Genomic DNA, 21,481 nt, shown 5'->3' with positions numbered 1-21,481 from the left:
CCTGGCGCAGAGCGCCAGGCGGCATTTCAAGTATTCGATGGTGGAGCCTAGCGGGATCGAACCGCTGACCTCAACACTGCCAGTGTTGCGCTCTCCCAGCTGAGCTAAGGCCCCACACGTACTCTCGCAAGAACGAGGCGAATGATACCGACCACTGTTTCCCCCGTCAACCTTGCTCGTCAGTTTTCGCGCCCCGTTGACGGTAACGTTTAGTACCGGCGCTAAGTCAATTTCCCTTGGCCAACGAGTGTGGCAAGCTTGGTGGTTTAAAGACCATCCGCTCTCTTCACGGACGCTTCCGTGATCAACAGCAATGACGAGGAACGTCTGCCTTGATCAAGGTTCTCATTGTCGATGACCACCACCTGGTTCGTACCAGTCTCGCTCGCCTGCTGGATGAGGAGGAGGACATCGACGTTGTCGGAGAGGCTGCCAGCGGCGAGGAAGCCATCACGCTGAGCCGCAAGCTCGACCCGGACGTGGTGCTGATGGATCTGCGCATGCCGGGAATTGGCGGCCTCGAAGCGACGCGCAAGATCATGCGTAACAGCGCTGATATCCGCGTCCTGGCCCTGACCGGCTTCATGGAAGACAACTTCGCCCAGCGTCTACTGGAAGCAGGAGCCGGGGGCTTTATCAGCAAGGACACCCAGGTACCGGACATGGTCGATGCCATCCGCAGCGTATTTGCCGGTCACCGCTATATCAGCCCGGATATCGCCCAGCGCCTGGTGCTGTCACGCTTCGACTCGGAAGAAAACCCCTTCGACCAGCTCTCCCAGCGCGAGCTGCAGGTGGCGATGATGATCGTCAACTGCCAGCGTGTCTCGGAGATATCGGATCGCCTCTTCCTCAGCCCGAAAACCGTCAACACCTATCGCTACCGGATCTTTGAAAAGCTGGGCGTGCAGACCGACGTCGAGCTCACCCACCTGGGCCTGAAACACGGTCTGGTCGATGGGTTCGATACCGTCAGCTGAGACGAACAATCTGGTAAGCTTGGGACTCACGCTCCAGCCAGTGCCAAGATGACTTTCGACTCTCGACAGTTTCTCGCCCACCTAACCCAGGCACCGGGCATCTATCGCATGCTCGACGAGCAAGGCGAAACCCTCTACGTCGGCAAGGCCAAGCGGCTGAAGGCCCGCTTGTCGAGTTACTTTCGTGGCACCCTCAACGCCAAGACACAGGCCATGGTCGGTCGTATCGCGGACGTTCAGGTCACCGTGACCCGCAGCGAGATCGAGGCGCTACTGCTTGAGCAGACCCTGATCAAGGAACTGCGTCCGCCCTACAACATCCTGCTTCGCGACGACAAGTCCTATCCCTTCGTCTTCGTCACCGACCGCCATCCCTACCCGGCGCTTGAGTACAAGCGGGCCAGGCGGCGCCACGAGGACGGCCGCTATCTCGGGCCCTACCCCAGCAGCGGCGCGGTACGCGAAAGCCTGTCGCTGATGCAGAAGATCTTTCGCATTCGCAACTGCGAGGACAGCGTCTTCGCGCACCGCACCCGACCCTGCCTGCAGTATCAGATCCAACGCTGCAGCGGCCCCTGTGTCGGCTATATCAGCGAGGCAGACTATCGGCGCGACCTGGAGCACGCCGTGATGTGCCTGGAAGGTCGCAGTGAGCAAGTCACCGGCGAGCTGACCGAGGCCATGGAGGCTGCCAGCCGGGAGCTGGCCTTCGAGGACGCCGCCCGCCTGCGCGACCAGGTACAGCATCTACGCCAGCTCCAGCAGCGCCAGTTCGTCGACACCGAGGGCGGCGACGCCGACGTCTTCGCCTTGGCGGAACGCGAGGACTCGCTGTGCATCTCCGTGCTGGCGGTGCGTCAGGGGCGCCTGCTGGGTGCGCGCCACCACAAGCCCGGCAACAGCCTGGGCCTGGCGACCTCCGACCTGCTGGCCGAATTCGTCAGCCAGTACTATCTCGGCCAGGGCAGGGAAATCCCCCGGGAGGTGATCACCAGCCTGGCGCTTGCCGATGCCGATATCCTGGAAAGTGGCCTTTCGGCTCGCGCCGAGCGCCGAGTTCGCCTGACACACAGCGTACGCGGCCATCGCCAGCAATGGCTCGAACTCGCTCGCACCAACGCCGAGCAACAATTGGCTGGCCAATTGGCCAGCCAGGCCCAGCTGACCCACCGCTTCGATGCGCTGCGTGACGCCCTGGCGCTGCCCCAGGTGCCGCAGCGGCTGGAGTGCTTCGACATCAGCCACAGCCATGGCGAGGCCACCGTGGCCTCCTGCGTGGTATTCGACCAGAATGGGCCACGCAAATCGGACTACCGGCGTTTCAATATCGACGGCGTAGCAGCCGGTGACGACTATGCCGCCATGCGTCAGGCCCTGAGCCGCCGCTTTCGCAGACTCGCCGAGGGAGAGGGCGTGACGCCGGATATCCTGCTGGTGGATGGCGGCAAGGGCCAGCTGAATCAGGCCCGCGAGGTGCTGTCCGAGCTGGGACTCGAGCATATCCTGCTGCTGGGGGTAGCCAAGGGCCACACTCGCCGTGCCGGCCTGGAAACCCTGTTCGTGGAGACTGTCGATCGCACCCTCGACCTGGACGGAACCTCACCGGCCCTGCACCTTATTCAAAATGTCCGTGATGAGGCCCATCGGTTTGCCATAACAGGGCATCGCAGCCGGCGCGACAAGACAAGACGCAGCTCCACACTGGAAGATATCGAAGGCATCGGCCCCAAGCGCCGACGGGAACTGCTGCGGTTCTTTGGCGGCTTGCAGGGCGTAAAGCAGGCCAGCCGGGAGGAGCTGGCCAGGGTCCCCGGGATCAGCGCCTCCCTCGCAGACACGATTCATCGATCGCTGCATGGATGAAAGGACCCACTGCGGATAGAATGGTTGCCTTCTCGGTAACCCTGACCTCAGGCAAGGATCCCCCTGTCAATGAACATCCCCAACATCCTGACGCTGGCTAGAATCGCCTTCATCCCGCTGCTGGTGGTGTTCTTCTATCTACCCTTCTCCTGGAGCATGCCGGTTGGCGCCGGCCTTTTTGCCCTGGCCGCGGTAACAGACTGGCTCGATGGCTATCTGGCACGCCGCTGGGACCAGGCCACTCCCTTCGGTGCCTTCCTCGACCCGGTGGCTGACAAGCTGATGGTCGCCGTTGCCCTCGCCCTGCTGATCGAACGCTTCGACAGCTTGTGGTTGACGCTGCCGGCACTGGTGATCATCGGTCGCGAGATCGTGATCTCGGCGCTGCGGGAGTGGATGGCTGAAATGGGTAAGCGCGGCAGCGTTGCTGTCTCCTGGCTGGGCAAGGTCAAGACCACCCTGCAGATGGTCGCCCTTCTGCTGCTGTTGGCTTTTCCGCCGGGCACCCAGCTCGCCCTTCTCGGTATTGCCACGCTCTACGTCGCCGCCATCCTGACCCTCTGGTCCATGGTGCTTTACCTGCGTTCCGCCTGGCCCCACCTGAGTCGATCCATGTAGCAGGCAAGGCCAACAAGTGATTGACAGAAACGACCTTATCCGTATAATTCGCTCTCGAGTCGAGCGGGAATAGCTCAGTGGTAGAGCATCGCCTTGCCAAGGCGAGGGTCGGGAGTTCGAATCTCCTTTCCCGCTCCAATCTCTTCGGGTAATGCCTTGGAACAAGGTTCCCAAGAGAAGCGGTATCGAGGGTCGTGAGCCGGTGCGCCGGTCCGATCGATCTCCTTTCCCGCTCCATGCGACTCATTGAGGCTGGATGGCAGAGTGGTTATGCAGCGGACTGCAACTCCGTGTACGCCGGTTCGATTCCGACTCCAGCCTCCACTTATTCCCTTCAGTTGTCTGCTCGAACCCCGTGCCGCCCGGATGGCGAAATTGGTAGACGCAAGAGACTTAAAATCTCTCGGTGGCAACACCGTGCCGGTTCGAGCCCGGCTCCGGGCACCAGACTCTTCGCTATCCCGTTCCTCTACCGGTATCATCGGACGTTAACGAGCCGATTCGGCTGATGCAACAGGTTCCAGCGAGACCCCGCATGCCCCGTAGCGAACATGACGTACTGATTGTCGGCGGTGGCGTTGCCGGCCTTACCCTGGCCTTGCACGCGGCCGGCAGCCGTCGCGTCACCTTGGTTCGTCCCGCAAGCGACGATCAGAGCGCCAGCCGCTGGGCACAAGGCGGCATTGCCGCCGTGCTTTCTCCCCAGGATGACTTCAGCGCTCATATTGCCGATACCCTGGTGGCAGGCGCCGGCCTGTGCGACGAAGGCGCCGTGCGCTTCACCGTCGAACAGGGACCAAGTGCTATCGAGTGGCTGCTTTCCCTTGGCGTGCCTTTTACCCGCGACCCGGATCCCGCCTCTCTCTATCCTTATCACCTTACAAGGGAAGGGGGGCATGGGGCGCGACGCATCATCCATGCCGAGGATGCCACCGGGCGCGCGGTACTCGACACCTTGATGGCAAACACGCTGGCCCACCCCGACATCACGATACGAGACGACCTCACCGCCATCGGACTGCTGGCCGATAGCCGTGGTCAGTGCCGCGGCGCGCGCTGTCTGGGTAGCCATGGCGAGGCCACCGAACTGCTGGCAGCCGACACCATTCTGGCAACGGGAGGCGCCAGCGGCCTCTATCGGCATACCACCAGCCCCAACCCCGCCAGTGGCGAAGGCATGCTGATGGCCGCCGAACTTGGCGCCGAATTGATGAACCTGGAGTTCCAGCAGTTCCACCCCACCTGTCTCTACGATCCGGAAGGCAGCCCTTTCCTGATCAGCGAGGCGGTGAGAGGAGAAGGCGGTCACCTGCTGAATGCGCAAGGTGAACGCTTCATGCCTGCGCTCGACCCCCGCGCGGAGCTGGCCCCCCGGGATATCGTCGCCCGCGCCATCGACGCCGAAATGCAGCGCACCGGCTCCCCCCATGTCTGGCTAGACATACGCCACCTGGGGGAACACGCAATACGCCACCATTTTCCCACCATACACTCGCATTGCCTTGGTCGCGGCCTGGATATTACTCAACAGCCGATACCGGTGGTGCCTGCCGCTCACTATAGCTGTGGCGGGATCGCCACCAACTTGGATGGCGCCTCTACCGTCCCGCACCTCTACGCCATCGGTGAAGCAGCATGCACCGGCTTGCATGGCGCGAATCGCATGGCCAGCAATTCACTGCTGGAGTGCCTGGTATTCGCTCGCAGTTGCGCGGCGCGCCTGGCTGAAACTCCACCACCGTTGGAGGCGCCGCTGGCAGAGTGGCAACCGGGCCGGCAGCCCGTCGATCTCGAGCAGGTTCGTCGATGGCGTTTGACCATGCGCGATATCATGACCCATCGCGTTGCCATCGTGCGACGGGACCAGGGCCTTGAAGCCGCGGCGCACGAGCTTGGCGAATTGAGTGCCGAGGTGGGAGAAATGGTGGCCGAGTCAGTACCGAGCGCGCCTCTTGCCAGCCTGTGGCATGCGCTGAGGCTGGCCAGAATGAGCGTGAACGCTGCCAGAAACCGCCGCGAGTCTCGCGGCCTGCACTTCAATCCCGACTGTCCACAACCAGCCCGGCACCCACGGCCTTCCCGCCTGCATCTCAGCGATCTGGAGCAGGCAGAAAGAGACGGCTAAGCAGCTGTAAGCAATCAAGGCTGGAAGCGGTCAAGCAGAGAGAACCAGCCAGCGGCGCAGTTGGCGAAGCGCTTCCGGGGAACTGCTGTCCGGCCATAACCAGAGGCTGCGCCCATCGATTTCGAGCGCTATCAGCCAGGGACCCAGATAGCGGCAGCGCAGTGCGACATCATGACGCTCGACGCCCGCCTCGGGCCACCAGTTCCAACGACAGCCGCTTTTTCCCTCAGGCACGATCCGCAGCTCTCCGCAGGCATGACCCTGCTCGAGCCGCCAAGCCACCAGCAACATCCAGGCAAGGCCCAGCCCTGCCAACCAGGCATTACCAAACCCCACCAGCATAGCCATCAGCATCAGTGCCAATAGCGCATGAACCCAGCGCGCCAGCCTAGACGGGACGACGCGGATCGTTATCGGCGTTCTCGGCATGTTCCTGAATCAGCCGCACGATTCGATGAAAGGCGGGATCTTCCGGCTGCTCGCGCCGCATCAGCCAGGCGAACAGATCCTGATCCTCGCCTTCGATCAGCAGCCGGTAGGCCTTCTGGTCCTCGGCGTCCAGGTGATCGAAACAGTGCTCGAGAAAGGGAATCAACAGCAGGTCCAGCTCCCACATGCCGCGACGGGAGTGCCAGTAGAGCTGCTTGCGCAGGGCCGCCGCTTCAGGGGTTGTCACTTGATCATCCGTATTCGTCGTGTCGCTCAACATCGGCCTCGACTGTGCAGGTAAGTGGATTGCCAGTATACCGGAGCCATCAAAACGGGACAGCCTAGCGAGACGGTTTCGACACACTCCTTGACCATGGTCGTAGTGCGTTGTTTTATCTCGGTTTGCACAGTATGCTGATCAAAGAAGAATAAAGCCACCCAGGTCCAACCGGATCCGGGAACTGCTTGGAGATCACCGATGACTAAATCCGAATTGATCGAGCAGATTGCAATGCATCAACCGGAGCTTTCGATCAAGGAAGTCGAATCTGCGGTTCGCCTGATCCTCGATGACATCACCGACACCCTGGCAGAGGGCGGGCGCGTGGAAATTCGCGGGTTCGGCAGCTTTTCGCTGCACTACCGCGAGCCACGAGTCGGCCGCAACCCCAAGACTGGCGAGCCAGTCGCGCTCGAGGGCAAGTTCGTGCCACACTTTAAACCGGGCAAGGAGCTTCGCGAGCAGGTCAATGCCAGCCGCGCCCTCGGCTACTAACCGAATTCATCACAAGGGATACCCACATGCGTTGGCTAAAAGGCCTTATCCTGGCCCTCATTCTGCTGGCGGTGCTACTGGTTGGCATTCTGTTCGCCGTGAACAACCAGCAGACCGTGCCGCTCAATCTTATCTGGATGGAACTGCCAGCCGTGTCGCTATCGGTCTGGCTGCTGGCTGCCCTGGTCTGTGGCGTAATACTAGGCATGCTGGCCATGACCGGCGTATGGCTGAGACTGCGTACGGCGCTATCCCGTGCCCAGCGACAGAATCGGCAACAGCGCAAGGAGCTCGACCGGCTGCGTGTGCAGGAGCTCAAGGAACTGCCCTAAATGCCCGATGTCCTGCTGCTGGCCCTGTTGGTGGCAGCCGTTGCCATAGGCTGGTGGCTTGGCCGGCGTGAAAGGCGCGGCTACCGCGACGATGACACGCCGGCGTCACTGTCTCGGGATTACTTCGTTGGCCTGAACTATCTGCTCAACGAGGAGCCGGATCGCGCCATCGAGACTTTTGTCGGCGCACTCGAAGTCAACAGCGATACGATCGATACCCATATCACCCTGGGCAACCTCTTCCGCACCCGGGGTGAAGCCGATCGCGCCGTCAAGATTCACCAGAACCTGCTGGCCAGGCCGACCCTCACGTCCGCGCAGAGCGACCAGGTCCAGCTCGAGCTCTCGCGTGACTTTTTCAACCTGGGCCTCCTCGACCGAGCCGAGCGCTTGCTTCAGCAGTTGGTTAGAGAATCCAGCCACGACGAGATTCGTCATGCCGCCAAGCGCCTACTGGCCGACCTTTTCGATCGCGAAGGCGAGTGGCAGGCCGCCTTCGACGTGGCCCACCCTACACTGACCCGCCAGCATAACGAACTCCGCCGTGCCGCTGCCCACTGGGTCTGCGAACTGGCTGAACAGGAGCGCCAATCCGCAAGCCCCGGGCTGGCCCGCAAGCATTTGCGACAGGCCTTGTCCGTCGACGCGAAGTGCGTTCGTGCCAACTTGCTGCTGGCGGCCATGGCACATGATACCGGCCATTACCGGGATGCCATCCGCCTGTTGATGCGCATACCCGACCAGGACCTGGATTTCATTCCCACGATGCTGGAACCCTTGCGCAACGCCTATCAACTGCTGGGTGATGAGGATGGGCTAGTAGCCCGCCTGGAAGGCCTGCTGGACCGCGCCCACTTTACCAGTTTGATCATCATGCTTGCCGAGACGCAGCGAAGGCGACTCGGCAACCAGGCCGCCATCGACCTGGTCAGCGAACTGCTCAATCGCTCGCCAAGCCTGGGGGCGCTCGACTACCTGCTCGATCTCTACCAGCACCAGCAACAGGAGCGGGATACGCCCGATAGCCGTATCCAGCTGCTCAAGCAACACACCCACACCCTGCTCCAGGCACGTCCGCGACACCGCTGCGGACGCTGTGGTTTCGACGGCGAGCCACTACATTGGCAATGTCCCCGCTGTCGCAGTTGGGGCACTACTCGCCCCATTACAGGCATCGAGGGAGAGTAACTCGCCACCCTGCACGGATCACGCAACCAGCTCTTGCTCAATGGCCTCCAGGGCCGCCATGGGATCCTTGGCCCGGGTTACTGGCCGACCAATGACAAGATGCGTACTGCCTGCGGCCATGGCCTCGCGTGGTGTCATGATTCGCCGCTGATCATCCGCTGCAGCGAAGCTCGGGCGAATACCGGGAGTCACCTTGAGAAAGCGGTCTCCACACAATTCGCGCAGACGAGCCGACTCCTGAGCCGAGCAGACGACCCCATCCATCCCGCTATCCATGGCCAGCCGCGCCAGCCTTTCGACCTGTTCGCCAGGCGCCTGAGTGACGCCTACCTCCTGAAGGTCCGTTGTTTCCATGCTGGTCAAGACCGTCACCGCAATCAGATGTGTGGTCAAACCATGGCGCTCGAGCCGCTCTCGGGCGGCCTCCATCATACGTCGCCCGCCCCCGGCATGGACATTGACCATCCAGACTCCCTGCTCGGCAGCCGCCTGCACGGCGCCAGCCACGGTATTGGGAATGTCGTGGAACTTGAGATCCAGAAAGACCTGAAAGCCTCGTCCATGCAGCGCCTCGACCACATCCGGGCCACTACGGGTAAACAACTCCTTGCCCACCTTGACCCGACAACGTGTTGGATCGAGTCGGTCGGCCAGGCACAAGGCTGCATCAAGCGAGGGTTGATCCAGGGCGATGATCAGCGGCGAGTCACTAGACACAATAGGGGCTCCAGTCGGCGTCTTGGTTGAATGCAGGGAGTATATCAGCCCTATGACTAACCGTTCCCCAACGCCTGGACTATGCTCAAATCCAAGGAGGAAAAGAGACAGGATAAAGGCCTGCGGTCTTGCCTGAAGGCCCTGGAGGAGAATATGACCAGCGACCCTCGAATCGGCCCCATCACCCTGCCCCATAGCCGGTCCCGGCGAGTGCTCGAATCACTGCTGGAAGACACCGGCATCACGTTGAATGGCGATGCTCCCTGGGACCCAAGGATATACCACCCTGACTTTTGCTCCCGAATACTCCGCCAAGGCTCACTGGGTCTTGGCGAGTCCTACATGGATGGCTGGTGGGAGTGTGAACGCCTCGACGAACTGGCCCAGCGACTGTTGCTTCATGGCCTCGGGGAACGTGCCCGCCCCCCTCCGACCGGCTGATGTATCGCCTTCAGGCCGGCCTGCTGAACCTTCAGAGCAAGGCGCGCGCCCATATGGTCGGAGAAGCCCACTATGATCTGGGCAATGATCTCTTCGAGCGCATGCTCGATCCCACCATGTGTTACTCCTGCGGCTACTGGAAGGAAGCCGACTCCCTGCACGAAGCGCAGTTGGCCAAGCTGGAGCTGGCCTGTCACAAGCTCGAACTGCAGCCCGGCATGCGGGTGCTTGATATCGGCTGCGGATGGGGGAGCTTCGCGAGGCATGCAGCCATGAACTATGGCGTTTCCGTCACCGGGATCACCATATCCCGGGAACAAGCCGACCTGGCCCAGCTACGCTGCGCAGGCCTGCCCGTGGAGGTTCATCTCGCGGATTATCGCGATCTCCAGGGCAGGTACGACCGCATCGTTTCAATCGGCATGTTCGAGCACGTGGGGCATCGTAACTATCGTGCCTATTTCGAGACCGTCGGGAGGGTGCTGGCGGATGAAGGACTCTTCCTGCTCCATACCATCGGCTCGAACAGCTCGCATATCACCATCGACCCCTGGATCGATCGCTATATCTTTCCCAATGGCGTCCTGCCCTCTGCCTGCCAGGTGGCAGATGCCAGCGAAGAACTCTTGCTGATGGAGGATTGGCAAAACTTCGGGCCAGACTATGACTCGACCCTGATGGCCTGGCTGAAGAACCTCGAGCATTACTGGCCAGAGCTTGCCAAGCGCTACAGCGAGCGCACGCACCGAATGTTCCGTTACTATCTCTCTGTATGCGCAGGCGCCTTCCGTGCCAGGGACCTGCAGCTATGGCAGATCGTATTCTCACGCGACCGTACCTGTCGTTATGACGCCCCGCGGTGAGGCAGACGGCGAATGGCCCTCTTACAACCCCTGTCGTCAATTTCCTACAGCAACAGCCAGATGATTTACTCATCGTTACAACGTATATTAGGCATTCAAAAACGGCTCAGCCTTTGATACCAGCGCTTTCCAGCGCCTCGGTTTTCCTTGTGTATTGAGCCCACACAAAATAATGACAGACCTGCACGCAGCAGGGACTACAGGACGCCCGCATGACCGAAGAGAACGCCATGTCGGGTGGGGGGCTGGAGCTGCCTGGCAACGTTCGCGACTTTACCGAACGACTGCCCGGCGTCATCTTCCAGTTTCATCGTGGCCTAGATGGCCACATGCACTTCCCCTACCTCGCCGGGAACGGTACCAGCCTGCCCGGTATCGACCGTGATGCTCTGGGCCAGGACGCACGGCACATGCTCGACCGTCTCTATGACGACGACTATCCCAAGCTGATGGCTGCTATCGAACGCTCGGCGCGTTGGCGCGTTCCCATCGCAACCAAGTTTCGCATTCGTCTGGCCCATGGTCGAACCCGTTGGGTAGCACTTCGCGCTCAGCCAGAGGATGCCCAGGCGGGAGTACTCTGGCATGGCCTGATGATCGATATCACCGAGCAGATGGTGGAAGAAGCACGCCTGCGCCGACTGTCGGATACCGACGATCTGACCGGGCTGGCCAACCGCCGCAAGCTGATGGCCCGACTCGCCGAAGAGATCTCGAGATGCAACCGGCATGGCTCACCCCTGTCTCTTATGCTCATCGATCTCGACCACTTCAAACGCGTCAATGATACCTGGGGGCACCTCCAGGGTGATCAGGTACTGATCGAGCTCGCCAGGCTTTGCCGTAAGCTGCTGCGCGAAGAAGACACCATCGCTCGGCTCGGCGGCGAGGAGTTCGCCGTGGTCCTGCCGGCCACCCCCCTTGTCCGTAGCCTCCCGCTTGCCGAGCGGCTACGACATCGCATCGGCGAACACCCCTTTGGCATCGAGCCCGGTCAGATCACCGTCAGCATTGGCCTGGCCGAATACCGTCCAGGCGAGCCTCGCGACGTTCTCATTGAACGCGCCGATCGCTGCCTGTATGCGGCCAAACACCAGGGGCGCAATCGGGTAGAGAGCTGACCTGGATCTCAACGGCGCTTTTCACGTTGCTGGAAAAAACGCATCAGGCCATGCACCGGCAAATACAGCACCAGTGGCCAAACCAGCATCAACAACGCCAAATAGACGGGTAAAGGCAGGATATCCTGTTGCATGCCGAAAGGACCCTGTACCCAATTGATGTTTCGTTCGGCCTCGGTGAACAGAAAGGTGAGAGGAATCACCACCCAGGTAAGCAGCGTCTGCCAGATCAAGGCGCGGCTTTCATAGCCGAGCCGCAGGATGGCAAAGCCCGCCACGAAAGGCAGCACCAGATGATAGAGCGACAGCACGCGCGCCAGTGGCGGGTGTTCCGGGTCGAACATATACTCGGTACCGCCGATCGGATGGAAACCGGCCAGCCATGCCACTCCCACGTCCAGAGCCCAGAACAGCCCGACCAGCAGCACGGCGAGCCACTGCATGGAGAGCAGCAGTCTGTTCTCCATCCAGAGGCCGATAAGGATGAGAAAGCTGGCGAGATTGCATAGCCAGAAGTAGTTCTGCGCCCCAAGCATGACAGCATAGGCCGGGGCCCAGAACAGAATCCAGACGGTAAAGAGCAGCTTCAGCCATAGCGGCAACTGCCGAGCGTGCCCAGGCATAGCGCCCTCCCTTCAAACTTGCCCTGGAAGCATTTTTTCAAGAATCGCCCTACAAACATAGTCCCTTGATTTATTGACAGGTAGACCGCTCCATCCGAAGGTAGTCGTGGCCCTATCACTCGCTCGAGGAGGACGCCATGGCCCGACTCTCTCGGCAGCCTTGCGAAGCCTGCCGCCGCAACGCCCCCACCGTCAGTGAGGCTGAGATCCTGTTGTTCAAGCCAGAGGTTCCCGAGTGGCGGATCCTCGAGCGCAATGGCATCATGCAGCTTGAGCGGGTCTTTACCTTCACCGACTTCCAACAGGCGCTGGCTTTCACCAACCGCGTCGGTAACATTGCCGAGGCGGCCGGTCATCACCCGGCTCTGCTGACCGAATGGGGAAGGGTTACCGTGACCTGGTGGTCGCACAAGATTCAAGGCCTGCACCGCAACGATTTCATACTTGCCGCCAGAACCGACGAGGTAGCGAATTAAATGTTCGAACATATTGAGCGGGTCCCCGGGGATGCCATCCTCGGCTTGATCGAAGCCTTCAAGAAGGACACCAACCCCCAGAAGGTTGATCTCGGCGTCGGTGTCTACAAGGACGCCCAGGGCAACACCCCGGTCATGCGCGCCGTCAAGGAAGCCGAGGCCCTGCTGCTCAAGAACGAGACCACCAAGACCTATATTGGCTCCCATGGCGCCCCCAGCTATGGCGAAGTGGTACTGCCCATGGTGCTGGGAGAAGGCTCCCCGGTACTGGAGGCGAAGCGTGCCAGCGCGACTCAGTCGCCGGGTGGCACCGGTGCCCTGCGCCTGGCGGCGGACTTCATTGCCCACCAGTTGCCCGGCAAGGATATCTGGGTCAGCGATCCGACCTGGCCGAATCACCTGGGCATCTTCCCCGCTGCGGGCCTGACGCTGCACAAGTATCCCTACGTGGATGCCGACAACCGCCTGGACTTCGACGGCATGCTCGGAGCCCTGAAGACGATTCCCGAAGGCGATGTGGTGCTGCTGCATGCCTGCTGCCACAATCCCACCGGCTTTGATCTCTCCCGCGAACAGTGGCAGCAGGTCCTGGAGGTCGTCCGCGAGCGCAGCCTGCTGCCGTTGATCGACTTCGCCTACCAGGGCTTCGGTGAGGGTCTCGACGAGGATGCCTATGGCGTTCGCCTGATGGCCGAGAATCTCGATGAGGTGATCATCACCAGCTCCTGCTCAAAGAACTTCGGTATCTACTGCGAGCGCACCGGCTGCCTGATCATGGTGGCGAAGAACGCCGAGCAGATGGAGAACGTGCGCTCCCAGGTAGCCATCGTGGCCCGGGAGAACTACTCCAACCCTCCGGCCCATGGCGGCGCCATCGTCAGCGAGATCCTCCACTCCGCTGAGCTGACCGCCGTGTGGCGCGAAGAGCTGACCGAAATGCGCGATCGCATCAATACGCTGCGTCGCGACTTCGTCGAAGCCCTCAAGCCCTACGGTCTCGATCAGAAGTATGCCTGTGTGGCGGAACAACGAGGCATGTTCTCCTATACCGGCCTGACCCCGGAACAGGTGGACCGCCTACGGGACGAGTTCGGCATCTACATGGTGCGTTCGGGCCGCGCCAACGTGGCAGGTTTCTCTCACGAGAATCTCCCCTACCTGGCCAAGGCAATCGCCGCGGTCAACTGATTCCGCAGCATGTCCGTCGCGCAGCCGGGTTGGAAGCCCGGTGCGCGACTCATGCGAGGCTGACCTCGAACGCAGGGCCAGCCGCCTCGAAGTCAGAGGGCGTCGCGGCTCTAGCTGTTGTGGCTGTTGAAAAGCGGCCGCATGTTGTCGATGAGATAGCGATCGTCGAAGTCGGCCATTTCCTTCAATGCCTTCAGGTCCGGAATCGTCACGACGTGTCGTTCACGAAAGACAAGCCCTTCATCGCTGAGGGCTGTCAGGGTGCGGCTTACGTGAACCGGACTGAGGCCAAGCAGGTCCGCCAGCAGTTCCTGGGATAGTGGCAGACGAAAGCTATCGTGCCCATTGGCCTGCGTCTGCTTCAGGCGCTGGTATGTCTCGAGCAGGAAATGTGCCAGCTTCTGCTTGGCATTGCGCCGCGCCAGGTTGACCAGTCGCTCCGTGATCAATACCTGCTGGCGACTGGAAATCGCAAACATGATAGTGGTCAGCGTCATCGATTGGCGAAAAAGGTCAAGGACATGCTGGTGAGGGAAATAGCAGACCACGCCATCCTCGGCCATCTTTACGCTGGCGAGACGCTGAGAGAAAGCGAATTCCCGAAGACCGATGATATCACCTGGCATGTACAGCTCGAGGATCTGACGGGAGCCGTTTTCCATGAGGCGATAGGAATAGGCCCAGCCACGACTCAAGGTACAGAATTCGTTCGCGCTATCCCGCTCCCCCCAAAGCCGAGTTCCCGCCTTGACTTTTGTCGGGCTTCTTTCGAGCTCGAGCAAAAGCTCCTCGTCTTTACGGGACAGGTCATAGTAGTAGCTGAAGTGACGAACGATACAGCTGTCCAAGTGCTCCACCTTCACACCCCCCTCATTTCAAAATAATGGGCAGACGGCAACTGCAAGCCCAAGGAGCCTGGATTCATGGGACCGAAACGTCTAACCCCTTCGGCAGCCAGAGCACGCAGAGAGTTCAGCACACCATGAATGCACTTTCTCTTTAGTAAACCGTAGCTTTTGTAACATCTATCATACCCCGAGTCCCGCCAAGTCGCGCTTATTTCAACACGCACTGCCTGCGCATCATGGTTGCGCCTAAAGCAGACTTGACCAAACAGTCAAAAAAGAGCCAGACTGGCCTGGCCTTGTATACAACCCCATAACACAAGAGGCTCACCATGGCGGCAACCCCTGTGCACTATCCGTGGTACAAGAAGGAGGATACCGACGCCTTCTTTGCCCTGTTCCAGAACAATATTGCCAACTTTGTCATCATCGCCATCACCATGCTGGGCATGGGCTTTCCCTCATCTATCGTCTTCGGCCAGGTGCTTCCAGGCGCCGCCGTTGCGGTCATGGTGGGCAACTTCTACTACGCATGGACGGCAGCCCGCTTGGCACGCAAGGAGAATCGCGCCGATGTGACAGCGCTCTCCTATGGCATTTCGACCCCGGTGATGTTCGTCTTCCTCTTCGGTGTACTGCTTCCAGCCAAGCAGTTGACCGGGGACGCCGAGCTGGCCTGGAAGGTAGCAGTAGCGGCCTGTTTCATTAGCGGCGCCATCGAAGCGATGGTCAGCCTGGTAGGTCGCTGGGTGCAGTACCATCTGCCTCGCGCCGCCATGCTCGGTGCCGTGGCCGGGGTCGCACTGACCTTCATCGCCGGCGAGATGCTATTCAAGACGCTGGAGATGCCGATCATCGGCCTCTTGGTCCTGGCCATCATCATCATCGGCCTGGTTGCCAGGGTATCGATGCCGTTTCGGATTCCGACGTCACTCTTTGCCATCGTGATAGGCACTGCCATGGCCTATCTTATCGGCGATGCCGGTGGCGAGCGCTTTAGCGATGCCTTCACTCACCTGGGATTCTATCCGCTGCTGCCCAACCTGGCCTGGCTCGAAGGCCTGGGTCTCTTGTTCACCGGCATGCTGGCAGTACTCACGGTGGTCTTGCCGATCACGCTCTACAACGCCATTGAAACCATGAACAACGTCGAGGCCATGGAAGCCGCCGGCGACAAGTACGACGTTCGTGAATGCCAGGCCGTGGACGGCGCCGGTACCATGATCGGCGCGATGTTCGGCGGCGTCTTTCCTACCACGGTATACATCGCCACAGTCGGCGCCAAGTGGATGGGAGCTGGTCGTGGCTACAGCATCCTCAACGGTGCCGTCTATGCCATTGCCACCATGTTCGGCCTGATCGCGGCCTTGGCCGCCATCATCCCCGTGTCGGTGGTGGCGCCGATCCTGGTATTCGTCGGCATGTCGATGATCGCCACCGCCTTTCAGAGCAACGATACGCGCTACTACCCTGCCGTCGCGCTGGCCATGCTGCCCTACTTCGCCAACTACGTCATGACGCGCTTCAATCGTGGTGCCGGCGAGGTGGTTGCCGATATTTCTGGAGGCATCGTCGCCATGGGCCAGGGCGCCATGTTCATGGCCATCTTCATCGGTGCAATGACCGTATCGGTGATCGACCACCAGTTCCGACGTGCGGCCGTGTTTGCCGCCATCGCGGCGGGGTTCTCCTTCGTGGGCCTGATGCACGCACCGGAGCTGGCCTTCAACGCCGCCTCCGACTTCACCCTGGGCTATCTGGGGATGGGCGTCCTCTTTCTCTACTTTGCCTGGCAGCAGGAGCGCCTTGCTGCTCCACGACCGGCACCCACTCCGCCTCCTGCTACCGACTAGGCTGTCACCCACCCAACCAACGAAATGGCCCTGCCGGGTAAATCCGGCAGGGCCATTGTTTTGTGGCCAATCAGCAACATCACCCACCTGGTGTGAGCAGTTCAGATCGTGACCGCCTTGGGGTCGTTCAGGACGCGTAGACATGATTAAAGACCGCGGTCATTTGGCGCCAATAGCCTGTCATGGAGACAACGGGGTAGGAAGGGCAAAGTAGGGGGAAGAAAGAGGGAGGACATGTGCCTATGGCAGGACGCCACCAGGCTCTCGGCCCGGCGGCGCCCATAGATGACCTTTCAGCGGCATACCGCCGACGGTCAGGAGATATTATTGCGCGGGGGGAGCCTGCTGCTGCTGCATCTGCTCCTGCATCTGGTTCATCTGCTGCTGCTGCTGTGCCATCACCTCTTCAAGCTGGTTACGCTGCTCTTCGGTAAAGACAGCCTCCACTCTGGCCTGCAGAAGGGTCGTTTCTGCAGCAAGCTCGCCGGTCAGCTCACCCAACCTGGTTGCATCCTGACGAATCGCGGTTTCATCAAAATTGGGATCGATATGGTCGCCCAGTGCAGTCTGCAGAGCCTGTGCCTCCTGCTCCTTGGGCTGCAAACGCTGCTGAGCGTCGTCGAGAAGCCCCCGAATCTCCTGCTGCTGGCCTTCGTCCAGGTCCAGCAGTTCGTTGAGCTGATCAACCTGGTCACCTTGCTGCGGCGGAGCCTGCATGGACTGCTGTGCCATGGCCGGTGATGCCATGCCCAGTGTCACAAGGGCCGTTGCTACAAGCTTGACTACTTTCATTTATCACTCCGATTCGTCATGGACAGGTCTGTGGCTGAATGGCCACCCACCCTACCCTGACACGGAAAAACTCAACTAGTTCGGCCCGTTGCAGCTGGTGCCCGAGATTGGCCGATGTGGACCGTGACCTTCCTGGCAACGTGCGCGCCGCTGGGGACGGTCCAGGATCCGCCGAAGCATGCGCCACGCAGCCAATCCAGCCAGCAGGTTGCCGGTCGCTGCGCCCAGCGCAAGCCCGGTCAGGCTCCCCAGTTGCGCCCCCAGCCATAGGCAAGGCAGGTAGAAGATAAAGAGCCGCGCACAGGAGAGCAGCATGGCTCGTAGCGGCCAGCCCAGGGCGTTGCCCGCGGAAACCACCAGCATGCAGATGCCGAGCAGGGCGTAGCTTGGCAGCAGAAAGCGAATCAAGGTTGCCAGATCATCGCGCACCTCCGGATTGCCGGAGAGCACCAGCGCTACCCAGGGTGCTGCCCCCGCCATCACCACGCCGAGCCCAAGTTGCCAGAGCATGACGACCTTGAGCGCCAGCTTCATGAGCCGATGTATCTGGTCCCAGTCACCGGCGCCGTAGCAGCGCCCCAGCCAGGGAGGCAGGGACATGGTCATGGCCAGCACGACCATCAGTGACACTGTCTCGAGACGGCTGGCCAACCCCCAGGCCGCTACCGTGGTTTCGCCGAGTCCCGCCACCACCGAGATTGCCAGCATGGCTGCCAGAGGGGGCATCAACTGGCTGATCATGGCGGGGCCAGCAATACCGGCAAAGGGGCGTGCCGAGCGAGCAAGCTCCCCTCCCAGTCCACGACGCGACAGCCAATCGGTCCGCAACAGGCGACGCCCCAGCACCAGCAGGCCACAGGCGAATGCCAGCGTTGTTGCCCAGGCGGCGCCGGGAAGTCCCAGTCCTTCCCAGGGGCCGATACCAAAGATCAACAATGGGTCGAGTACCAGATTGACAAGGCTGGTGATGACCATCAGCTTGCCGGGCAATCGCGTATCGCCATGGGCGCGAAACAGGCTGTAGCCAAAGTAGAGCGCGGCACCCAACCAGGCAGCCAGCAGCTGTGGTGCCCAGTAGGCACGTATCAACCCACGTGTTGCGGTGTCGGCTCCCAGAAGAGCGAACACCGGCTCCTGCACCCACCAGAGCAGCAGCGCCAGCAACGCGATAAGGACGGTACCTGCCACCAGCACCAGCGAACCCAGTCGCCGGGCACGTTCCTGCTCACCCGCCCCAAGCGTACGGGAGATCATGGCAGCAATCGCGATGCCCAGCCCTACCTGCACACCGATGACCAAAAACGATAGCGGAAAGGTGAAGGATTGGGCAGCCAGAGGGGCAGTACCCAGCCGAGCGATAAAGGCACTGTCCACCAGTTGGAAGCCGAGCAGCGCCAGCACGCCGATGGCCATGGGCCAGGTCTGGCGCCACAGGGTCAAGCCGAGGGAGGGGGACGTGGCAGACTGGGGCGTTGCCGACAGCCGATTATCCATTAGATATCACTACAAGTATAAACTCTTCATGTCACTGTGCGCTCCAATGGAACGTCTACTCGGAACGTGGCGTGGTCCCCTTACGGACGCACCCCCGGCTTGAGCCGAGGGTGCATCAATCAGGCGGGTAATCTACATGGGCTTACTGACGCACGCCCTCGAAGGTGACGTAGAGTTCAAGCTCTTCCATCACTTCCGGGAAATCGCTCATGTCGATACCGTAGTCGGCCAACGTCAACATGGTGCTTCCCTCGAAGCCGGCGCGGTAGCTGCCCCAGGGGTCCTCACCTTCGCCGACCAGCGTGACCGGCATCTCGATCTCGCGGGTTTCCCCCTTGAGGGTAAAGTCGCCGGTGATCACTCCCTCGTTATCGCCTGTCGGCTCGAAGCCGGTGGAGACGAACGTGGCCGTCGGGTAGTCGCCGGCACTCAGGAAGTCATCGCTCAGGAAGTGACGGTCGCGCTCGGCATGGTTGCTGTTCAGGCTGTTGACCTGGACTTCCATTTCGACACTCGTGGCATCGGGGTTCTCGGGGTCATAGTGGAACTGCCCTTCGAACGCCTCGAAGTTGCCCAGAATGTAGGAGTAGCCGAGGTGGTTGATCTTGAACTGGATGAAGGCGTGCTGGCCTTCGGTGTCGATCACGTAGTCGTCGGCCTGAGCCTGGCTGAAGCCGACGAAGGAAGCGGCGCCCAGGGCGGTGACAAGCGCGGTTTTCTTGAACGTGTTGGTCAGCATACAGGTGGTTCTCCTTGTGATGGTACGCCAGTGGCGCATCGGTCACCGGCGCCGCGAACGCGCCGGATTCAACATACGGGTCAGGGTATCGTGGCGATCGAGGTAGTGGTGCTTGAATGCCGCCAGGGCATGGCCAGCGGCCAGCAACATCAAGGCCAACGCACTGTACCAGTGGACCTCACCCGCGATACTGGCCTGGTTAGGCAGGTGGCTGATCAATGCCGGCACTTCGAACCAGTCAAAGACACTGATCCCACGCCCTCTCGCAGTGGAGATCAGGTAGCCACTGACCATGACCAGCAGCATCAGTACATAGAGGGCAGTATGGCCCAGATGTGCGGCGATTCGCTCAAGCCGGCTGCCTTGAGCGGCAGGCGTCGGCTGAATGAAGCGCCAGCACAGTCTCAGCAGCGTGGCGAACAGCAGCAGCATGCCAATGGAGCGGTGCCACCAGGGCGCGAGGTTATACCAGGCATCGAAATAGCCCAGGCCCGTCATCCACCAGCCAAGAACGAAGAGCCCGACGATGACCAGGGCACTGAGCCAGTGTAGGAATATGCTGACCAGGCCCCAGCCTGAGCGGGTATTACGCCACATATCGCCCTCGCGGAATGAAGACTATAACGAGACGAAGCTTACCGCAGCGCAGTATGAGCATCTGCTGAAAAAAGCCGAATGCAACGTTCAAAAAAATGACGCTATTGGTAAAACAGCCGGCTACAGCAGATGCCCAAGCCCTTGGGGATGCCCGCAAGACCACGCCAAACGCCGACCGTTCGACAGCTCAAGCCAGGGCGTCGAGCCCCCGCGCCAGGTCGATGCGGATATCGTCCAGGGATTCCAGCCCCACTGCCACTCGAATCAAACCCTCTGTGATGCCTGCAGCGGCTTTCTGGTCATCCGAGAGGCGACCATGGGTCGTGGTGGCCGGATGGGTGATGGTGGTCTTGACGTCACCCAGGTTGCCCGTAATAGAGAGCATTCGCGTGGCATCGATGACCGTCCAGGCACCTTCACGCCCGCCCTTCACCTCGAAGCCGAGCACCGCGCCGAAGCCCTGCTGTTGACGCGATGCCAGCGCATGCTGGGGATGGTGCTCAAGGCCGCTATAGTGGACCCGCTCAACCGCCGGATGGCTCTCCAGCCACTGCGCCAGCGCCAGCGCACTATCGCAATGGGCACGCATGCGCAGGCTCAAGGTTTCAAGCCCCTTGGTAAAGATCCAGGCGTTGAAGGGGCTCAGGCAGGGGCCGCAGGTGCGTACCACACCGAAGACCTCCTCCAGCTCCTGGTTGCGCCCGACCACCGCACCCCCTACCGCCCTGCCCTGGCCATCCAGGTACTTGGTGGCCGAGTGGATGACCAGGTCGGCCCCCAGCGCCAGCGGACGCTGTAGAGCGGGCGTCAGGAAGCAGTTGTCGATGGCCAGCAGCGCATCATGCCGATGGGCGATCTCCCCCAGCGCCGCAATGTCGACCACCTCCGACAGCGGATTGGAGGGCGTCTCGGCGAACAGCAGCCGGGTATTCGGCGTGATGGCCGCTTCCCAGGCCGCGAGGTCCGACAACTCCACATAGCGTGTGGTGATGCCCAGCTTGCCGAAATACTTGTCGAACAGGCTGACTGTCGAACCGAACAGCGAGCGTGAGGCGACGATCTCGTCCCCCGCCGACAGCAGCGCCATGACCGTGGCCAGAATGGCCGACATGCCGGAACTGGTGGCCACGCAGCGCTCGCCCCCTTCCATGACCGCAAGACGCCGCTCGAAGGTATGCACCGTGGGATTGGTGAAGCGCGAGTAGACGTTGCCGGCCTCTTCACCACCGAATTTCCGCGCGGCCTCCGCGGCACTGCCATAAACGAAGCTCGAAGTGGGGAAGATCGGCTCGCTGTGCTCCTGCTCGAAAGTGCGCTGGTGCCCAGTGCGAATCGCCTGTGTCTCCAGCGCCCAGGCCGCTTCCGGTGTCGGGTCGTCGTGCATGTTCAGTCCCTTTCTTCGTGGCTACGGTGGTGGAGAGC

The 21,481-nt window shown here is 61.1% G+C and carries 21 protein-coding genes, 4 tRNA genes and 1 pseudogene; 15 read left to right on the top strand and 11 right to left on the bottom strand.

Annotated features, from left to right (window positions below):
- Positions 1–38: 38 nt before the first annotated feature.
- Positions 39–114 (bottom strand) — tRNA-Ala (locus KZO25_RS02900).
- 218 nt (positions 115–332) lie between these two features.
- On the opposite strand from KZO25_RS02900, the gene uvrY reads away from it, so the two are divergent.
- The 7 genes from uvrY (at position 333) to nadB (ending at position 5,586) form a co-directional block, all read left to right on the top strand.
- Positions 333–980 carry a UvrY/SirA/GacA family response regulator transcription factor gene (gene uvrY, locus KZO25_RS02895; RefSeq protein ID WP_043516542.1) on the top strand — a complete coding sequence of 216 codons (648 nt, stop codon included), beginning with the start codon at positions 333–335 and terminating at the stop codon, positions 978–980.
- A 48-nt stretch (positions 981–1,028) separates the two neighbouring features.
- On the top strand, positions 1,029–2,843 hold the full coding sequence (gene uvrC, locus KZO25_RS02890) for an excinuclease ABC subunit UvrC (protein ID WP_223135778.1): 1,815 nt from the start codon (positions 1,029–1,031) through the stop codon (positions 2,841–2,843).
- Between the two features lie 69 nt (positions 2,844–2,912).
- Complete coding sequence (gene pgsA, locus KZO25_RS02885; protein WP_223135777.1) at positions 2,913–3,461, top strand: CDP-diacylglycerol--glycerol-3-phosphate 3-phosphatidyltransferase; 549 nt, start codon at positions 2,913–2,915, stop codon at positions 3,459–3,461.
- Positions 3,462–3,524: 63 nt separating this feature from the next.
- Positions 3,525–3,599, top strand: a tRNA-Gly gene (locus KZO25_RS02880).
- 112 nt (positions 3,600–3,711) lie between these two features.
- Positions 3,712–3,785 (top strand) — tRNA-Cys (locus KZO25_RS02875).
- Between the two features lie 36 nt (positions 3,786–3,821).
- Positions 3,822–3,908: transfer RNA gene (locus KZO25_RS02870), tRNA-Leu, on the top strand.
- Positions 3,909–3,996: 88 nt separating this feature from the next.
- Positions 3,997–5,586, top strand: a complete 1,590-nt coding sequence (gene nadB, locus KZO25_RS02865; protein WP_223135776.1) for an L-aspartate oxidase — start codon at positions 3,997–3,999, stop codon at positions 5,584–5,586.
- A gap of 30 nt (positions 5,587–5,616) precedes the next feature.
- Here the strand turns inward: nadB and KZO25_RS02860 are convergent, their stop codons facing one another.
- Both KZO25_RS02860 and KZO25_RS02855 read right to left on the bottom strand, forming a co-directional pair.
- A complete protein-coding gene (locus KZO25_RS02860; protein WP_223135775.1) occupies positions 5,617–6,015 on the bottom strand; it encodes a hypothetical protein in 399 nt (132 codons plus the stop codon).
- A complete protein-coding gene (locus KZO25_RS02855) occupies positions 5,975–6,295 on the bottom strand; it encodes a succinate dehydrogenase assembly factor 2 (protein WP_223135774.1) in 321 nt (106 codons plus the stop codon). Before KZO25_RS02855 ends, KZO25_RS02860 begins: the two co-directional genes overlap by 41 nt.
- Positions 6,296–6,493: 198 nt before the next feature.
- Here KZO25_RS02855 and KZO25_RS02850 point away from each other — a divergent pair, with 198 nt between their 5' ends.
- Genes KZO25_RS02850 through lapB form a run of 3 tightly spaced genes read left to right on the top strand, consistent with a single transcriptional unit; the run spans position 6,494 to position 8,310 of the window.
- Positions 6,494–6,790, top strand: coding sequence for an integration host factor subunit beta (locus KZO25_RS02850; protein ID WP_043514416.1), 297 nt, complete (start codon positions 6,494–6,496; stop codon positions 6,788–6,790).
- Positions 6,791–6,816: 26 nt separating this feature from the next.
- Positions 6,817–7,122, top strand: a complete 306-nt coding sequence (locus KZO25_RS02845) for a lipopolysaccharide assembly protein LapA domain-containing protein (RefSeq protein WP_066445646.1) — start codon at positions 6,817–6,819, stop codon at positions 7,120–7,122.
- Complete coding sequence (gene lapB, locus KZO25_RS02840; RefSeq protein ID WP_223135773.1) at positions 7,123–8,310, top strand: lipopolysaccharide assembly protein LapB; 1,188 nt, start codon at positions 7,123–7,125, stop codon at positions 8,308–8,310.
- A gap of 18 nt (positions 8,311–8,328) precedes the next feature.
- Here lapB and pyrF read toward each other — a convergent pair whose 3' ends face one another.
- Complete coding sequence (gene pyrF, locus KZO25_RS02835) at positions 8,329–9,027, bottom strand: orotidine-5'-phosphate decarboxylase (protein WP_066445636.1); 699 nt, start codon at positions 9,025–9,027, stop codon at positions 8,329–8,331.
- Between the two features lie 153 nt (positions 9,028–9,180).
- Between pyrF and cfa the strand changes: the two are divergent.
- Both cfa and KZO25_RS02825 read left to right on the top strand, forming a co-directional pair.
- Positions 9,181–10,331, top strand: a pseudogene (gene cfa / locus KZO25_RS02830) (cyclopropane fatty acyl phospholipid synthase).
- Between the two features lie 212 nt (positions 10,332–10,543).
- Complete coding sequence (locus KZO25_RS02825; RefSeq protein WP_223135772.1) at positions 10,544–11,452, top strand: GGDEF domain-containing protein; 909 nt, start codon at positions 10,544–10,546, stop codon at positions 11,450–11,452.
- Between the two features lie 8 nt (positions 11,453–11,460).
- Here the strand turns inward: KZO25_RS02825 and KZO25_RS02820 are convergent, their stop codons facing one another.
- Positions 11,461–12,075 (bottom strand): hypothetical protein, encoded by a 615-nt coding sequence (locus KZO25_RS02820; protein ID WP_223135771.1) that lies wholly within the window; start codon positions 12,073–12,075, stop codon positions 11,461–11,463.
- 137 nt (positions 12,076–12,212) lie between these two features.
- On the opposite strand from KZO25_RS02820, the gene KZO25_RS02815 reads away from it, so the two are divergent.
- Positions 12,213–12,551, top strand: coding sequence for a 4a-hydroxytetrahydrobiopterin dehydratase (locus KZO25_RS02815; protein WP_223135770.1), 339 nt, complete (start codon positions 12,213–12,215; stop codon positions 12,549–12,551).
- The gene (locus tag KZO25_RS02810) at positions 12,552–13,739 is read left to right on the top strand and encodes an aromatic amino acid transaminase (protein WP_223135769.1); all 1,188 of its coding nucleotides are present in this window, start codon (positions 12,552–12,554) and stop codon (positions 13,737–13,739) included. It abuts the gene before it with no gap.
- A 110-nt stretch (positions 13,740–13,849) separates the two neighbouring features.
- Here KZO25_RS02810 and KZO25_RS02805 read toward each other — a convergent pair whose 3' ends face one another.
- Positions 13,850–14,596 carry a Crp/Fnr family transcriptional regulator gene (locus KZO25_RS02805; protein ID WP_223135768.1) on the bottom strand — a complete coding sequence of 249 codons (747 nt, stop codon included), beginning with the start codon at positions 14,594–14,596 and terminating at the stop codon, positions 13,850–13,852.
- Between the two features lie 320 nt (positions 14,597–14,916).
- Here KZO25_RS02805 and KZO25_RS02800 point away from each other — a divergent pair, with 320 nt between their 5' ends.
- Positions 14,917–16,437, top strand: coding sequence for an NCS2 family permease (locus tag KZO25_RS02800; protein WP_223135767.1), 1,521 nt, complete (start codon positions 14,917–14,919; stop codon positions 16,435–16,437).
- A 324-nt stretch (positions 16,438–16,761) separates the two neighbouring features.
- On the opposite strand, the gene KZO25_RS02795 is transcribed toward KZO25_RS02800, so the two are convergent.
- From KZO25_RS02795 to KZO25_RS02775, 5 genes are all read right to left on the bottom strand, one after another.
- On the bottom strand, positions 16,762–17,229 hold the full coding sequence (locus KZO25_RS02795) for a Spy/CpxP family protein refolding chaperone (protein WP_083517459.1): 468 nt from the start codon (positions 17,227–17,229) through the stop codon (positions 16,762–16,764).
- A gap of 75 nt (positions 17,230–17,304) precedes the next feature.
- Complete coding sequence (locus KZO25_RS02790; RefSeq protein WP_223135766.1) at positions 17,305–18,723, bottom strand: MATE family efflux transporter; 1,419 nt, start codon at positions 18,721–18,723, stop codon at positions 17,305–17,307.
- A 142-nt stretch (positions 18,724–18,865) separates the two neighbouring features.
- Positions 18,866–19,462 carry a YceI family protein gene (locus tag KZO25_RS02785; RefSeq protein WP_223135765.1) on the bottom strand — a complete coding sequence of 199 codons (597 nt, stop codon included), beginning with the start codon at positions 19,460–19,462 and terminating at the stop codon, positions 18,866–18,868.
- Positions 19,463–19,504: 42 nt separating this feature from the next.
- Positions 19,505–20,059, bottom strand: coding sequence for a cytochrome b (locus KZO25_RS02780; RefSeq protein ID WP_066446574.1), 555 nt, complete (start codon positions 20,057–20,059; stop codon positions 19,505–19,507).
- A 187-nt stretch (positions 20,060–20,246) separates the two neighbouring features.
- A complete protein-coding gene (locus tag KZO25_RS02775; RefSeq protein ID WP_223135764.1) occupies positions 20,247–21,443 on the bottom strand; it encodes an O-succinylhomoserine sulfhydrylase in 1,197 nt (398 codons plus the stop codon).
- Between the last annotated feature and the right edge of the window lie 38 nt (positions 21,444–21,481).

Origin of the sequence: Halomonas sp. ANAO-440, assembly GCF_019915905.1 — a bacterium.
Classification (GTDB): domain Bacteria; phylum Pseudomonadota; class Gammaproteobacteria; order Pseudomonadales; family Halomonadaceae; genus Halomonas; species Halomonas chromatireducens.
This window is presented reverse-complemented; position numbering and strand designations above follow the sequence as displayed.

Excerpts from the sequence above, each read along its gene's own strand:
- lapB (WP_223135773.1), top strand. The coding sequence starts at position 7,123 with ATGCCCGATGTCCTGCTGCTGGCCCTGTTGGTGGCAGCCGTTGCCATA.
- KZO25_RS02860 (WP_223135775.1), bottom strand. The coding sequence starts at position 6,015 with ATGCCGAGAACGCCGATAACGATCCGCGTCGTCCCGTCTAGGCTGGCG.
- KZO25_RS02820 (WP_223135771.1), bottom strand. The coding sequence starts at position 12,075 with ATGCCTGGGCACGCTCGGCAGTTGCCGCTATGGCTGAAGCTGCTCTTT.
- KZO25_RS02815 (WP_223135770.1), top strand. The coding sequence starts at position 12,213 with ATGGCCCGACTCTCTCGGCAGCCTTGCGAAGCCTGCCGCCGCAACGCC.
- KZO25_RS02850 (WP_043514416.1), top strand. The coding sequence starts at position 6,494 with ATGACTAAATCCGAATTGATCGAGCAGATTGCAATGCATCAACCGGAG.
- KZO25_RS02855 (WP_223135774.1), bottom strand. The coding sequence starts at position 6,295 with ATGTTGAGCGACACGACGAATACGGATGATCAAGTGACAACCCCTGAA.
- KZO25_RS02785 (WP_223135765.1), bottom strand. The coding sequence starts at position 19,462 with ATGCTGACCAACACGTTCAAGAAAACCGCGCTTGTCACCGCCCTGGGC.
- uvrC (WP_223135778.1), top strand. The coding sequence starts at position 1,029 with ATGACTTTCGACTCTCGACAGTTTCTCGCCCACCTAACCCAGGCACCG.
- nadB (WP_223135776.1), top strand. The coding sequence starts at position 3,997 with ATGCCCCGTAGCGAACATGACGTACTGATTGTCGGCGGTGGCGTTGCC.
- KZO25_RS02825 (WP_223135772.1), top strand. The coding sequence starts at position 10,544 with ATGACCGAAGAGAACGCCATGTCGGGTGGGGGGCTGGAGCTGCCTGGC.
- pgsA (WP_223135777.1), top strand. The coding sequence starts at position 2,913 with ATGAACATCCCCAACATCCTGACGCTGGCTAGAATCGCCTTCATCCCG.
- KZO25_RS02790 (WP_223135766.1), bottom strand. The coding sequence starts at position 18,723 with ATGGATAATCGGCTGTCGGCAACGCCCCAGTCTGCCACGTCCCCCTCC.
- KZO25_RS02775 (WP_223135764.1), bottom strand. The coding sequence starts at position 21,443 with ATGCACGACGACCCGACACCGGAAGCGGCCTGGGCGCTGGAGACACAG.
- KZO25_RS02795 (WP_083517459.1), bottom strand. The coding sequence starts at position 17,229 with ATGAAAGTAGTCAAGCTTGTAGCAACGGCCCTTGTGACACTGGGCATG.
- KZO25_RS02800 (WP_223135767.1), top strand. The coding sequence starts at position 14,917 with ATGGCGGCAACCCCTGTGCACTATCCGTGGTACAAGAAGGAGGATACC.
- KZO25_RS02780 (WP_066446574.1), bottom strand. The coding sequence starts at position 20,059 with ATGTGGCGTAATACCCGCTCAGGCTGGGGCCTGGTCAGCATATTCCTA.
- KZO25_RS02845 (WP_066445646.1), top strand. The coding sequence starts at position 6,817 with ATGCGTTGGCTAAAAGGCCTTATCCTGGCCCTCATTCTGCTGGCGGTG.
- KZO25_RS02810 (WP_223135769.1), top strand. The coding sequence starts at position 12,552 with ATGTTCGAACATATTGAGCGGGTCCCCGGGGATGCCATCCTCGGCTTG.